We start from the raw sequence: 15,022 nt of genomic DNA, 5'->3' as shown, positions 1-15,022 counted from the left end.
ATGAACACAATTCTGGTGGTGGACGATGATTCCCATATCCGCAAATTAATCCGAATCTATCTTGAAAAAAATCAATTTTCCGTGCTGGAAGCACCAGACGGTCAAGAGGCGTTAGATATTCTCTCTCATACGAAAGTTGATCTGGCGATTGTCGATGTAATGATGCCACGAATAGACGGCATTGAACTGACGGAAGATATCCGATCTTACCTGGATATTCCGATCCTGATGGTGACTGCCAAGGGAGAATCCAAGGACAAAGTCAGAGGATTTAATGCAGGATCAGACGATTACCTCGTTAAACCTTTTGATCCAGTGGAATTAATCCTGCGTGTGAAATCGTTACTGAAACGATATAACAAAAGTGCATCGAACATCATTCAGATCGGCGGTGTAACCATTGATTTGGGCAATCTGATGGTCGCTGCCGACGGGCGAACCATCGAATTGAAAAAGAAGGAATGTGAATTGTTATTTTCTCTGGCAAGCTCGCCAGGGAAAATATTCACACGTACACAGCTTATAGATGATATATGGGGCATGGATTACGAAGGTGATGAGCGTACGGTTGACGTACATGTCAAACGGTTAAGGGAACGGCTGGAACCTGTAACTGAACTGTCGATTTCGACGATCAGAGGTCTTGGATATCGGCTGGAGCGTACATGAAGATGTTGAGGAAAAGCCTGCGACTTCGAATCGTAGCTACGTTTATCGGAATTGTTCTGGTGAGTTTGATTCTCTCCTTTATGCTGAATAGCGGGTCCCAAGAGAAAACGCCGAATCGTTTTATGGTTACTTTTGCTGAAGACATCGCTGCACTGATTAACCTGATCGATGATCCGGAAAAAGTGAAATCAAGCATGGATATCTTTGCCCGGTACGGCTTGAACATTACTCCTGTGAATGAACAAAGTGAAGTGTTATCTTCCTTGCCAGAGGACAAAGTTCATTCGTTATTTGAGGAGGGTACAACCGATGCTATGTTTCTATCCAGTAAAGATGGCATTGCGACCATAGGTGTTCCCGGAACGAACGAGGGGATAGGCACATTTCTGATTCAAAGCGATTTTTCCTCTCTTTTTCATACGCTGCGAAACACGCTCTTAACTTCATTGTTAACGGTTCTGATCACTGGGAGTTTATTAATCCTTTTCATGTCAGGGTACATTGTGAAACCGATTAAGAGATTAACCGTTGCCGCGAAGGAGATGTCATCCGGGGATCTTTCGGTGCGGTTAAAACATAATAAACAGGATGAGTTTGGCGAACTGATGGAGAGTTTTAATCATATGGCTAGTGAGTTGCAGAAAATCGATTCTGTTCGTGATGACTTTGTCAGTAACGTCTCTCATGAAATGCAGTCTCCGCTAACATCGATTAGAGGGTTTACCAGAGCGCTGCAAGACGGCGTTATTCCACTAGAAGAGCAGAAAGAGCATCTGGATATCATCTATGAGGAAACGCTGCGCTTATCGAAGCTCAGTGATAATCTGCTTCGGCTAGCCTCACTAGATTCGGAGCATCATCCGGTTCATCTCACCACATTCCAATTAGATGAACAATTAAGAAGGACGATCCTATTGGCGGAGCCTCAGTGGGCGCCGAAGGACATACAGATCGAACTGGACTTGTTGCCCTGCGAGATCACAGTGGACAAAGATTTGTTTGATCAGGTCTGGCAGAATTTAATAAACAATGCGATCAAGTACACCGGTTCACAGGGTACCATTCATGTCGAAATTGAGACGTCATCTTCATTTGTGAAGGTGCTGATTAGAGATTCTGGACAAGGCATACCTGATGACGCCCTTCCGTATATCTTTGATCGATTTTATATGGTGGACAAAGCACGAAGCAGCTCGCTTCGAGGTAACGGATTAGGGTTATCCATTGTCATTAAAATTCTGAAATTGCATCAATGTACAATTGATGTCGAGAGTGAAGTAGGAAAAGGTACGCAGTTTATTGTCACGATCCCCAGATCGGTCATTACACCTTAAGGCAAACTGGAATAGAGAGCAGCAATATGGAAATAATCAATCGGTCTCTGTGAATTCAGGGTTCAGATGGTTTCCATATTGCTTTTTTTGATATTTGTCTAGGCGATAGATTTTCATATATAGTTTTGTTTAGCCACGGATCTTTTGATAATATAGAAGAGACGTTATGTGAATCTATGAACTTAATTAAATTTAATCATATAGAGAATGGAGCCATTCAATGAAATATCGCAATATGGAAGATTGTATTAACGATCTGGAGCAGCATGGTCATTTGATTCGGGTCAAAGAAGAGGTTGATCCTCATCTGGAGATGGCAGCGATCCATATGAAAGTGCACGAGGCTAAAGGCCCGGCTTTGTTATTCGAAAATGTAAAAGGCTCGAAGTTCCAGGCCGTATCGAATCTGTTCGGCACGGTGGAACGAAGCAAATTCATGTTCCGTGGTACGCTCGAAGGCGTACAACGGGTGATGGCTGTTCGTGACGATCCCATGAAGGCGCTTAAGACGCCATTTCAGCATGTCCGCACAGGTCTGGCTGCATGGCAAGCTTTGCCGAAACAGAAGTCTATTAGTCTACCCGTGTCTGCTCAAGAGATTCAAATTTCGGACCTGCCGCTAATCAAGCACTGGCCGATGGATGGTGGAGCATTTGTGACGCTACCACAGGTTTATTCGGAAGACCCGGACAAACCAGGAATTATGAATTCAAACTTGGGGATGTACCGGGTTCAACTGGATGGCAATGATTTTGAAATGAACAAGGAAATTGGATTGCACTATCAGATTCATCGCGGAATTGGTATACATCAAGCCAAGGCGGTCAAAAAGGGAGAACCACTGAAAGTCAGCATTTTCATCGGGGGTCCACCGGCACATACACTCTCCGCGGTTATGCCTTTGCCTGAAGGACTCAGTGAGATGACATTTGCCGGCCTGCTCGCAGGACGTCGCTTCCGGTACAGTTACAAGGATGGATATTGCATCAGCAATGATGCCGATTTTGTCATTACGGGTGATATCTACCCAGGCGAGACGAAGCCTGAAGGCCCGTTTGGTGATCACTTGGGATACTACAGTCTGACGCATGAATTCCCGTTAATGCGAGTGCATAAAGTCTATGCCAAACCTAATGCCATCTGGCCGTTTACGGTTGTGGGTCGTCCACCGCAAGAGGATACAGCGTTTGGTGATTTGATACATGAGATTACAGGAGACGCGATCAAACAGGAGATTCCGGGCGTCAAAGAAGTGCATGCAGTCGATGCAGCCGGAGTGCATCCGTTGCTGTTCGCTATTGGTAGTGAACGTTACACGCCTTATCAGGCCGTGAAGCAGCCGACAGAGTTGCTTACGATTGCCAATCGCATTTTGGGTACGGGTCAGCTCAGTTTGGCGAAGTACCTGTTTATTACTGCTGAGGATCAGCAGCCTTTGGACACCCATAAGGAAGTTGAATTCCTGACCTATATCTTGGAGCGCATGGATATGCAACGGGATATTCATTTCTATACGCATACGACGATTGATACACTGGATTACTCGGGTACCGGGCTGAACAGCGGTAGCAAGGTTGTTTTTGCAGCGTATGGCGACAAGGTTCGGGATCTGTGCACGGATGTGCCAGAGTCTTTGAAGAACATTCGCGGTTATGAAAATCCGCAACTCATCATGCCAGGGATTGTTTCGATCCAGACATCGGCCTTCACGAGTTATACGGATACAGCACAGGAGATGAAGGCATTCACATCTCTATTGAAGGAGCAGGGAGGTCTGGACTCATGTCCGATGATCATTCTCTGTGATGACAGTTCGTTCCTGAGTGCTAACCTCAGCAACTTCTTGTGGGCAACGTTTACCCGCAGCAACCCTTCACATGACATGTATGGAGTGAATAGCGGGTATGACCACAAACACTGGGGCTGTGATCAGATTATTATTGATGCGCGCACCAAACCGCACCAGGCACCGCCGCTGATCCCGGATGCTTCGGTGGAGAAGAGTATTGAACGTTTATTTGTTAAAGGAGCAAGTCTGGAATCAATTAAAATCTAATTTTGGGATGTTGTAAGAAGTTCAAACGGAAGTGTTTGGACTTCTTTTGCTTACTCTGATCCAGTCAATAGACACCAAAAAGTGTCTACATGTTCAAAACCGGGACTAATTTGGATTCAGGAGTGAGGATAAAGTCTTATATGTTCGTATTTACCTTCGCGATTAAGGTCGTTTGAACTATGTATGAAATGAAGAATTATAACGATATAAAGAAGTATAGGTATTTTTGTGGACCCGATCCATTGGGTGCTGTTACTATAATGAATTGTTCAGGGGGAATACCGATTTGAGAATCCATATTATGAACCTGCAAGACGGAGACCGTCTGACTGCAGATACATTCAGCGATGCAGGATTACACGTTCTCGGGAAGGGGACTGTAATCAAAAGTGAGGATATCTCCTTGCTCATGCAGCACCGTGTAGATTATGTAGATATTGAATCACGCGAAGAGGAAATTACTGAGGCCGAGTTTTTTGCTGCAGCGGCAAAGCATGCTTCCGGGTCAACCACAAGCACCAAGGAAGAGCCGCCTGAAGAAGAGATGAAGTCCCAATTTATTCAGACAGTACATAATTATCAAAATGCTTTTCTTGAAGCTCTGACCGTTGGCAAGTTCAACGCCACCATGGTGGATGACGCACTGCAACCGATGGTTGAGGGACTGGATGAGCAGAAAGATGTGGTTCATCTCCTGATGATGCTGGAGCGGGATGACGTGAATAACTATACACATTCAATCCAGGTAGGATTGTTGTCCTTCTACCTCGCGAACTGGCTTGGGTATTCTCAGAAGGAAAGTTATCAGATTAGTCGTGGTGGCTATCTGCATGACATCGGAAAGTGCAAAGTATCCCACCGGATCCGTAACAAGACAGAACCGTTGACGGCTGATGAGCAGCTTGAAATGCAACGTCATACGATCTATGGCCATGATATTATCAAAAATTCCATGACGGATGAAGCGACGGCATTGGTTGCCCTGCAGCATCACGAGCGGGAAGATGGTTCCGGTTATCCGATGCAATTGAAAAAAGAAGAGATTCATCCCTACACCCAGATTGTATCTGTAGCCGATATCTATATTGGCATGAGATCCGGGAATCACGGAGGCAGCAATCCGAACCTGATCAACAACCTTAGAGATATCTATGGTATGGGATTTGGTAAATTGAATGAAAAGCCGGTTCAGGCATTAATGCAACATTTGCTTCCTAATTTCATTGGTAAACAGGTTTTACTCAGCAACGGAGAAAAAGGTGTTATTGTCATGAACAATACATCTGATATTTTCAAACCGCTCATCAAAGTAGAGTCTGAGGAATATCGTGATCTCTCCAAAGAGCGTACACTTGCCATTGATGAATTACTTATTTGATCTAAATATTATCTGTATTCCTTACTTATATTGAGAACGGGCCTCCTGCACTAAGACAGGGGACCCGTTTTTTGTTGCATCAACCATGATGTGTTGTTCAAGCAAAAAAGCAGGAGTATACTTTGCAAAGATCATATTTTTCCTATGGGAGCGATTGCCATGATTGAAGTAACAACCGAGATTACGATACATGCCTCGATTGAACGGTGCTTCGACGCTGCCCGGGACATTGATGTACATACTCAGACCGTCTGGAAACATACGAGAGAGCGAGCAGTTGCAGGAGTAACAACAGGAAGAATTGGAGCAGGGGATACAGTTACATTTCAGGCTACTCATTTTAGTGTAAGACAGAAGCTGAAGTCCCGTATTGTGCAGTTTGAACGACCTTTCCTTTTTGTGGATCAGATGGAGAAAGGGGCTTTCAAGAGTATGCGACATGAACATCATTTCAGCGTAATTGGAGATCAGATGACTTTCATGAGAGATACCCTTCGCTTCGAAGCTCCACTTGGATTGCTGGGATGGGCAACCGAACGACTTGTATTGAAGAGATACATGCAGGCATTTCTGGAGAGCCGCAATCGTAAGCTCAAAGAGATGCTTGAACAGCATTCAGATTGATTGGATAAGGGGGAGGTGATTTTTGATGGATAATGAATACTTTGTAGGTTGGGGGACACTTGCCTTGATAAATGCCGGACTGGCTCAGGGAAAAAACAGAAGTGGTCGGAACTGGTTTCTGATTTCCCTGTTGTTTGGTCCGTTAGCAACCCTTTTTATAGTTGTCTGGAATAAGTTGGACTAATTCCGATGCATATAACGATCGATCATCCAGAACAGAAGGGCTGCTGCGCTAACACCAGCACCTAACCAGCAAACAGCTGTCCACCCCGCCCATGCATATACCTGTGTAGAGGCAATCGAGCCGGTCGCACTGCCAATGGAATAAAAGATCATATAAGCTGCGGTCAGGCGACTCTGTGCTTCAGGACGAACTTCGTAGATCAGGGTCTGGTTGGTAACATGTATTGCCTGAACGGCGAGATCGAGAAGGATAACGCCCAGAATCAGGAACCACAGAGATTGATGGACATAACCGATGGGCAGCCAGGACAAGAGTAGAATGACAAGAGAGATACCCGTTGTTTTTTGCCCAAGTCCCCGATCAGCGAGCTTACCTGCACGGGCAGCGGCCAGTGCTCCAGCCGCTCCTGCTAGACCGAATGCACCTATGACCGTATGAGACAGGGACAGTGGAGGGCTACTTAGTGGCAGAACCATGGAAGTCCACAAGATGCTGAAGGCTGTAAAAATGAGCATAGCCAGAACACCGCGTACTCGTAATACAGGCAACTCACGGTACAGTAGCAAGACAGATCTGAGTAATTGGAAGTAACTTTGTTTCATTCGTTGGGGTTGCTGCCTTGGGAGAACAAGAAAAAGGGCAAGAATGCCGAGTAAGGTAAGACTGGCAGAGAAGAGATATACCGATCTCCAGCCGAGCCAATCGTTCAGCGTACCTGCAACAGTTCGTGCAAGTAAAATGCCGATGACGATTCCGCTGGTTACCTGTCCGACAATGCGGCCACGTTCTGAAGGGGCTGCCAAGTATGCAGCAAAGGCAACCAATGTTTGCGTAATGACGGCTAATAAACCAACAACAGCCATCCCCATGAACAACAGGGAACTGGATTGTGCGGTTCCTACGAGAACCAGCGCAAGCACGGATAAGAGCATTTGAATGATGATCAGCTTGCGGCGGTTCAAGAGGTCACCAAGTGGAACGAGAAGAAACAGCCCCAGGGCATAACATATTTGAGTTACTGTGATGACAATCCCTATGGAGGATGGAGAGATACCGAATTCCTGGGCAATGGAGTCCAGCAAAGGCTGAGCATAATAGATATTGGCCACCGCGAGTCCGCTGCACACGGCAAAGAGTAGAGCGACTAAACTTGACATGGCGGGACGATCTTTGTTGGATAACTGTGCATCTGAAGAAGGAGTTTGCATAAATGGATTTCACCTTTCTATTTTGTACCGATTGGTATGATATGATTCCGCATAACCATACTTTAATTCTGGGAATTCTGTCAACAGAGAAGTGGGTGAAGAGTTAAAAAATTATTTAATTACACTGTGTGTCTGAAAATACTTACTTCTGTGTTAATTAGCTTTGACTTCTTACTTGGGATGAGATTACAATATAATAAATACTGATCGATACATAAAGAGGTGGATTGTATGGTTAGACAACGGGAATTTGATACGGATAAAGCACTTGATGCAGCGATGCACACATTTTGGGATAAGGGGTTCGAAGCTGCATCTTTGAGTGATTTGACGACTGCAATGGGCATTCAACGTCCCAGTCTGTATGCAGCCTTTGGGGATAAAAAGGAATTATTCGAAACAGCGCTGCGACGGTATACCACTCAGCATGCGGCTCAAATCAGAGCCAGACTTCAACAGGGCAGCTCTGTGCGAGAAGCCTTTCGTGGACTGTTTGAACATATTGGAGCAGAGGGAAGTGTAACCGAGCCCAGTCACGGCTGTTTTTGTATTAATACGATGGTTGAACTGGCTCCGCATGATCCCAAATTCGCTGTCCTTACACGAGAGCATCAGATGTATCTGGGTGTTCTTTTCAAGGAAACGATAGAACGAGGGCAACAGAGTGGGGAGTTGTCTACTGACATGAACGCGAGTGCGGTCGCACAGTCTCTGGTTGTATCCATGATTGGATTAACTGTATTGATGAAATCGGGGCCAGAGCGCTTGTTTGTAGAGCAGAGCATTCAGGTTACGTTGTCTTTGCTGAATTAATAGGGGAATGATCCTGTTTAAAGTGATGCAGAGTATTTCAATATAGGAGGGTTTTAGAAGTCGCTTCCCTGCGCTATCTATGTCTGATGGCATTGGGCAGATTAAGCCGAAGTTGCTACAATATAGATAAGAATGGAGCAGATATAGGAGGAGATCGGAAATGGATACGAAGTTGCGCTGTGCCGTTTTGGATGATTATCAGAACGTCGCGCTGACGTCAGCGGACTGGAGTCCGTTGATGGATCGGGTAGAGATTCAGACATTCAATAACTATATGGGCTCGGAAGAGAAAGTCATTCAGGAATTGCAGGATTTCGATATGGTGGTCCTCATGCGGGAACGTACACCGTTTCCGGAAAAGGTCATTTCTCAGCTTCCCCGGCTAAAACTGCTGATTACAAGTGGTATGCGCAATGCGTCCATAGACCTCAGGGCTGCAGAGCAGCACGGGGTCATTGTGTGTGGAACGGAGGGAAGCTCCAATCCGCCAACAGAACTTACCTGGGTTCTTATACTGGGACTGTCCAGACAACTGGTTACGGAAAATAATGCACTTCGCTCCAATCGAAACTGGCAGAGCACTGTAGGCTTGGATCTGCATGGAAGAACACTTGGATTACTCGGTTTGGGGAAAATAGGTACTCGTATGGCTGAGATCGCACAAGCATTTGGCATGAATGTGATAGCCTGGAGCGAGAATCTGACACCAGAAAAAGCCGAAAAGCATGGTGTGATCTGGTCTGAGACCAAGGAGCAACTCCTTGCACAGAGCGACATCGTATCCATTCATCTGGTATTAAGTGATCGTACGCGGAATCTGATCGGACAAGCTGAATTTCAACATATGAAATCCAGTGCGCTATTCATCAATACGTCGCGAGCGGGCATTGTCGATCAGGAAGCTATGGTGGAGGCATTGCAGAGTGGTGTGATTGCTGGCGCAGGTCTGGATGTATATGAGCAGGAACCGCTACCGGTTAACCATGTGATGCGAACATTGCCCAACGTCCTGGCAACACCGCATCTGGGTTATGTGACTCGTGGCAATTATGAGATCTATTATAATCATACCGTAGAAAATATAGAGATGTTTCTGAAGGGAACACCGATCAGGCAACTGCTCCCTTAGATAAACGTGTGCTGAATAACGACTCACCTATAATTGATATGAACTCAACAATAAATAAGGTGTTGCCAGGAAATGATTATCCCTGAGCAACACCTTTTTTGTGCATCCGTGTAGCAGAAGAACTGAAGGGAAGGGATAGTCATAGCCGTAAAGTATTCCATCCACTCACCAAGTTTACGTGTACGGTCCATGCGAAGACGAACGAAACGTGGTAACGCTTGATTCACGAACAATTAAGCGCGGTTCAAATTGAATGTGTTCGTAATCGCTCGTGCTCATTTCCCGAATTCGTTTTAACAACAGCTCAGTAGCGAGCCTGGCGACTTCTTCCCCCATGATGGATACAGAACTAATCTGTGGAGACGAGACAGTGGTCCATTGATTATTATCCACGCCTACCACAGCCACATCTTCGGGTACACGAACCCCTAACTCCTTGAAGCGATTAACCAATCCGATGGCGACCATGTCATTAATGGCATAGACTGCATCTGGCATATGCGTAAGTCCGTAGAAATAATCTGCAGCATTGGCACCGGTATTCAAGGAAAAGTCCTCACCGAAGTAAACGAGCGAGATGTCAACGTGGCCTACGGCTTGCTCATACGCACGGAAGCGTTCTTCAATAATGTCCTTCGGTGCTCCGGCATATGCGATTCGAGTCCGGCCGATTTTGAACAGATGTTCCATCACCAATTTGCCTTCAGGTTGAGACAGAGAGACGATATCTGCCTTCATACCCGGTTCCAGTTTCTTGCCGTAATTAATCATGGAGATGGGAAGAGGAGCTTTATCAATCAGCCCGGGCAATGTTTTGGGATACGCCAGGGGCATGAAGATCAGTCCATCCACATGCAGTTTTTTCACATTACGAATGGTTTCCAGCTCAGTTCGAGCATTGCCGGCCGTATTGATCTGCACAACATGGTATCCATGCTGCTTCGCGGTTTGCTCCACTGACCAGGAGATTTCCGGAATGATGGCGTTACGTATGTCGGGTACAACGAGTGCGATCTGGTGCGTTTGCCGAATTTTCAGACTCTGAGCGGAGGTATTGGGTACAAACCCCAGTTCTTCAATAGCCTGCATCACCTTATCTCGCGTTTTACTGCTGATGCCTTCTGAATTATTAATGGCCCGGGATACGGTAGCGATGCCCACGCCAGCACGTTCGGCCACGTCCTTGATCGTAAGTTTCTGATCTTTACTCAATGTATGGTTACCTCACTTAATCGGAAACGATTCCGGTTTTTTGGGATATGTATGAATTCGCTGACAAATATATAACTTGATTATAACATTTGAGCAATGAAGTATCTCGCGTAAGGAGCAGATTCATGTTGGGGCCTATTGAGTTAAACATTAGTATTCTATATTAAGTTCGATATGATCACGATTTAGACATATTAATGGGGAAATATGTTTGACAGCGTATCTCAAATGTGACATATTTAATTTACGGAAACGTTTCCGATTGTATCAAAACTTATGATCTGGGAGATGAAACAAATGAAAGCATTACGCTGGCATGGAGTCAAAGATTTACGTCTCGAAAACATTAATGAACCTCATCCTGAAGAAGGTAAGGTCAAAATAAAAGTGGAATGGTGCGGAATCTGCGGCAGTGATTTGCACGAGTACACAGCAGGTCCAATCTTCATTCCGGCTCAAGCACCACATCCGCTAACAGGGGAGAAAGCACCTATAGTTATGGGGCATGAATTCTCAGGACAGGTGGTTGAAGTAGGGGAAGGCGTTACACGTTTCAAGGCAGGCGATCGTGTTGTGGTAGAACCAATCTATGCATGTGGACACTGCGAAGCTTGTAAACAGGGCAGATACAATCTGTGCGATCAGATGGGTTTCCTTGGACTCGCTGGAGGCGGAGGAGGGTTCTCCGAGTATGTAACTGCTGAAGAAAAAATGGTACATGCCATTCCTGATTCAATCTCGTATGAGCAAGGTGCGTTGGTTGAACCCTCAGCTGTAGCACTTCACGCTGTGCGCCAAAGCAAACTGAAAGTGGGAGATACGGCTGCTGTGTTTGGCGCAGGCCCAATCGGACTACTGGTCATTGAAGCGCTTAAAGCTTCGGGAGCGTCGGATATTTATGTGGTGGAGTTGTCGGATGAACGAAAAGCAAAAGCCGAAGAACTTGGTGCGATTGTGATTGATCCAATGCAGTTTAATGTAGTGGAAGAGATCCATCAACGTACTCAAGGCGGCGTTAACGTAGCCTATGAAGTAACCGGTGTTCCCCGTGTTCTGCAACAAGCCATTGATTCGACACGTATTGGCGGAGAGTTGATGATCGTCAGTATTTTTGAACAGGAAGCGCCGATCCACCCGAACTCGATTGTCATGAAAGAACGTACGGTTAATGGCATTATTGGTTATCGCGACGTTTTCCCGGCGGTTATTAGTTTGATGGATAAAGGTTTCTTCCCGGCAGACAAGCTGGTGACCAAACGAATTTCGTTGGATGAAGTGGTAGAGCATGGATTTGAAGCACTATTGAAAGAGAAAAATCAGGTTAAGATTCTGGTGAAAGCAGAATAGAATTCACAGGCAATAAGAACGAGTAGACAACACATCAAGTGATGTATTGTCTACTTTTTTTGTGTAAATAGGGCGGAATTTGTTGCATGTACAGGTGGTTTTACATAGTATGGAAAGATACAATTTGTATCATTTTGGTGTGAAAGTAATGATCATGAAAAAATGAAGGAGGAAGCGGACATGCAGAGACATACGAAATGGACAGCCGTCATTTTGACCATTGTCGCAGGAATGAGCTGGATGCTTATGGGGAACTCCAAGCCGAAAAATACTCCGTCAACGAGTCAACCCCCTGTGACTGAACGTGGGCTTGCCAAGGTGTCGAATGAACCGATCAGTTCAGCAGATGTAACATCGAAGATCGAACTGCTAGGCAGACCTTTTACCAAAACACCATATGCTAATAACGTCTGGGACATGCAACTGTACAACGGCAAAATATATTTGGGCCACGGGAATAGCAGTAATCTGGGCGTAGCGCCGAATTCAGGTCCTATTCCAGTCATTTATTATGATACAGCGAATGCGAAATTCAAGAACCAGTCAGTGACTAACAGCAACCCGGGCATCTTGCCATCGACGAAGATGTATGTGGATGAGGAACAGATTGATATCTACAGAGTACTAAACGACAAGTTATATATTCCTGGCAATGATTCTGATAGTGAACAGTGGGAATTGGGCAACTTCTATCGTCTGGATGGAGAGGTGTGGGCCAAATATCGCAATCTGCCGCTGGGTGTACACGTATACGATTTGGCATCTTATCAGGGCAAGATGTTTGCCGCGCTGGGTACGGATTCCAAACCAACGATATTAATCTCTCATAATGAAGGTGAAACTTGGCAGAAATATGCGACCATTAATACCTTCGGCTTACGGGCTTATACAATGTTCCAACTCAATGGGAAATTATATGCCTCTGGCATGATGTACCCAGCCAATAAATTATGGAATGACAAAACCAATATCCTGGAGATTAACGAAAAGCTTGAGAAACGGGATGTTGTCATCTATGGTAGCAAAATGCTGCCAGGACTCACTTATCAAACGGGTACGATTCCTTATAATAAAATAGGTAAAAATGTTAACTTTAATAACAAGTTGCTCTATATAGCGGGAGGCGTGTTCAATGATGGACAGCTGCTGCCCAAATCCTTAAATGTCATGACCGACATAAATCAGGCAAGGCGAGTTAAACTGCCAGATGCCAAGGCTCTTCCTACGGATGTGTTGCTACGGGACGGCAAGGTGTATGTACTCACGTACACACGTCAAAGTGCCAATCTGTACATTAACCGGGTCTACCAATCAACGGATCTGACAACATGGAATGAGATTCTGCGCTTCAATCAAGATACGTATGCTAAGTCATTCGAAGAGAATGAAGGTGACTTCTACTTTGGTCTCGGTACAGACCCTGATGTCCTGTCTACTTCGTCAGGAAAATTACTTCGAGTGAACCGCAGTGATATCCCGATAAATGCTAATTAAATTGGAAGGAAGATTATGGATTATATACTATGCCACATCCACATTATTGGTGACCGGGAGAACACCTGAAGATGTAGTAGAGTGCGGGGAAGACTGCTTCGGCAGTGTGCTCAAACAGAGACTGTCACAAGGTAGCTCTCTTTTTTGTCTATAAAATTAGTTTGAACGCCCAACTTCAAAAATTTGAAAATAAAATTAAGAAGCTATAAAATAGATAGAGAAATAACGTTAACCAGACAACTGGATTACACCTGTTACTTTATACAAAAGCGTGTCGCATTTCGTGTAAATGCGGAGTTTCATACTTCCAATTGCAAAGGAGCAATATACCATGAACGTACCTTCAGCATTATTTAAACCCTTCACCTCGGACAAGCTGACATTGTCTAACCGAATCGTTATGGCACCCATGACACGTGGATTCTCACCGGAGGGCGTACCTGGACCAGAAGTTGTGGAATATTATCGCCGCAGAGCAGCAGGTGGAGTTGGACTTATCATTACGGAAGGTACAGGCATTAATCATCCGTCTTCGGTTAGCGGGGAGAGTATTCCATTGTTCCATGGTGAAGATTCTCTGCAAGGATGGGCTAACGTAGTGAAAGCAGTACATGAAGCGGGTGGCAAAATCATGCCACAATTGTGGCATGTGGGTACAGCGCGTCGTTCCGGCGACTTGCCTAATGCAGAAGCTGAGCCAGTAAGTCCGTCAGGCGTTAGCATGGCAGGTGAACCATCACGTGAATCATTAACGGAAGATGAGATTCAAGGTCTTGTTCAGGCATTTGCCCAAGCGGCAGCAGATGCACAGCGAATCGGATTTGATGGAATTGAGCTGCACGGAGCCCATGGCTATCTGATTGACCAATTCTTCTGGGAACAGACGAATCGACGGACGGACAAGTATGGTGGTGATTTGGTACGGCGAACCCAATTTGCAGTTGAAGTGATTGAAGCTTGCCGTGCGGCGGTTGGTCCTGATTTCCCAATTGTGCTCCGGTTCTCCCAATGGAAGATGGGGAATTATGAGGCACGTCTGGTGGAGACGCCAGAACAATTGGAGCAATTCTTGGCGCCACTCAGTGCTGCTGGCGTGGATATATTCCATTGCTCTACACGCCGGTTCTGGTTACCGGAATTCGAAGGTTCCGAGCTGAACCTTGCGGGTTGGACGCAAAAAATAACGGGTAAACCAGCTATTTCGGTTGGATCGGTAGGTCTTGAAGCTGAATTTGTGGATAGAGCAACCGAGAACCAGGGAACAGGGGATGCCCATCTGGATCTATTGAATGAGAAGCTGGAGAATAATGAATTTGACTTGATTGCTTTGGGCCGCGTTCTGCTCAGTGATCCGGAATGGCCTGCCAAAGTTCGTGAAGGTCGTTCATCCGAAATCATTCCGTTTACAACTGAAGTGTTGCAAACACTCCGTTAATAGAAGGTTAAGAACGTTTGGCGAAAGATGACCCAACCCTGAACGGCAACAATTTACAACGAAAGATGAAACAAAAACGAACAAATGAGCCGCCTTTGGGCGGCTTTTCGATCTACCTATACTAATAATTTCAACATAT

13 protein-coding genes are annotated in these 15,022 nt (G+C 45.5%); 11 read left to right on the top strand and 2 right to left on the bottom strand.

Annotated features, from left to right (window positions below; translation table 11 throughout):
* The 6 genes from AC4G47_RS17805 (at nt 1) to AC4G47_RS17780 (ending at nt 6,245) form a co-directional block, all read left to right on the top strand.
* On the top strand, nt 1-669 hold the full coding sequence (locus AC4G47_RS17805; RefSeq protein ID WP_491102050.1) for a response regulator transcription factor: 669 nt from the start codon (nt 1-3) through the stop codon (nt 667-669).
* 2 nt (nt 670-671) lie between these two features.
* Nucleotides 672-2,003 (top strand): HAMP domain-containing sensor histidine kinase, encoded by a 1,332-nt coding sequence (locus AC4G47_RS17800; protein ID WP_491102049.1) that lies wholly within the window; start codon nt 672-674, stop codon nt 2,001-2,003.
* A 220-nt stretch (nt 2,004-2,223) separates the two neighbouring features.
* Complete coding sequence (locus AC4G47_RS17795) at nt 2,224-4,059, top strand: UbiD family decarboxylase (protein WP_458126626.1); 1,836 nt, start codon at nt 2,224-2,226, stop codon at nt 4,057-4,059.
* Between the two features lie 286 nt (nt 4,060-4,345).
* Complete coding sequence (locus AC4G47_RS17790; protein ID WP_458126627.1) at nt 4,346-5,437, top strand: HD-GYP domain-containing protein; 1,092 nt, start codon at nt 4,346-4,348, stop codon at nt 5,435-5,437.
* Between the two features lie 159 nt (nt 5,438-5,596).
* Nucleotides 5,597-6,061: an SRPBCC family protein gene (locus tag AC4G47_RS17785; RefSeq protein ID WP_491102048.1), complete on the top strand. Its 465-nt coding sequence runs from the start codon at nt 5,597-5,599 to the stop codon at nt 6,059-6,061.
* A 25-nt stretch (nt 6,062-6,086) separates the two neighbouring features.
* A complete protein-coding gene (locus tag AC4G47_RS17780) occupies nt 6,087-6,245 on the top strand; it encodes a hypothetical protein (protein ID WP_017688805.1) in 159 nt (52 codons plus the stop codon).
* On the opposite strand, the gene AC4G47_RS17775 is transcribed toward AC4G47_RS17780, so the two are convergent.
* Nucleotides 6,242-7,453, bottom strand: a complete 1,212-nt coding sequence (locus AC4G47_RS17775) for an MFS transporter (RefSeq protein ID WP_491102047.1) — start codon at nt 7,451-7,453, stop codon at nt 6,242-6,244. The two genes, AC4G47_RS17780 and AC4G47_RS17775, sit on opposite strands and share 4 nt — an antisense overlap.
* 231 nt (nt 7,454-7,684) lie before the next feature.
* Here AC4G47_RS17775 and AC4G47_RS17770 point away from each other — a divergent pair, with 231 nt between their 5' ends.
* Nucleotides 7,685-8,266, top strand: coding sequence for a TetR/AcrR family transcriptional regulator (locus tag AC4G47_RS17770; RefSeq protein WP_458126630.1), 582 nt, complete (start codon nt 7,685-7,687; stop codon nt 8,264-8,266).
* Nucleotides 8,267-8,426: 160 nt separating this feature from the next.
* Nucleotides 8,427-9,395 carry a D-2-hydroxyacid dehydrogenase family protein gene (locus AC4G47_RS17765; protein WP_491102046.1) on the top strand — a complete coding sequence of 323 codons (969 nt, stop codon included), beginning with the start codon at nt 8,427-8,429 and terminating at the stop codon, nt 9,393-9,395.
* Nucleotides 9,396-9,569: 174 nt separating this feature from the next.
* On the opposite strand, the gene AC4G47_RS17760 is transcribed toward AC4G47_RS17765, so the two are convergent.
* Complete coding sequence (locus tag AC4G47_RS17760) at nt 9,570-10,607, bottom strand: LacI family DNA-binding transcriptional regulator (protein WP_491102045.1); 1,038 nt, start codon at nt 10,605-10,607, stop codon at nt 9,570-9,572.
* 297 nt (nt 10,608-10,904) lie between these two features.
* Here AC4G47_RS17760 and AC4G47_RS17755 point away from each other — a divergent pair, with 297 nt between their 5' ends.
* The 3 genes from AC4G47_RS17755 (at nt 10,905) to AC4G47_RS17745 (ending at nt 14,883) form a co-directional block, all read left to right on the top strand.
* On the top strand, nt 10,905-11,954 hold the full coding sequence (locus AC4G47_RS17755; RefSeq protein ID WP_491102044.1) for a 2,3-butanediol dehydrogenase: 1,050 nt from the start codon (nt 10,905-10,907) through the stop codon (nt 11,952-11,954).
* Nucleotides 11,955-12,134: 180 nt separating this feature from the next.
* Nucleotides 12,135-13,448, top strand: coding sequence for a hypothetical protein (locus AC4G47_RS17750; RefSeq protein ID WP_491102043.1), 1,314 nt, complete (start codon nt 12,135-12,137; stop codon nt 13,446-13,448).
* A gap of 331 nt (nt 13,449-13,779) precedes the next feature.
* Entirely contained in the window at nt 13,780-14,883 is a 1,104-nt protein-coding gene (locus tag AC4G47_RS17745) for an NADH:flavin oxidoreductase (protein WP_491102042.1), read from the top strand.
* Nucleotides 14,884-15,022: the final 139 nt, after the last annotated feature.

The organism is Paenibacillus sp. Negev47 (assembly GCF_058313655.1).
Note: the sequence above shows the minus strand (reverse complement) of the source record. Positions and strands in the feature narration are given on the sequence as shown.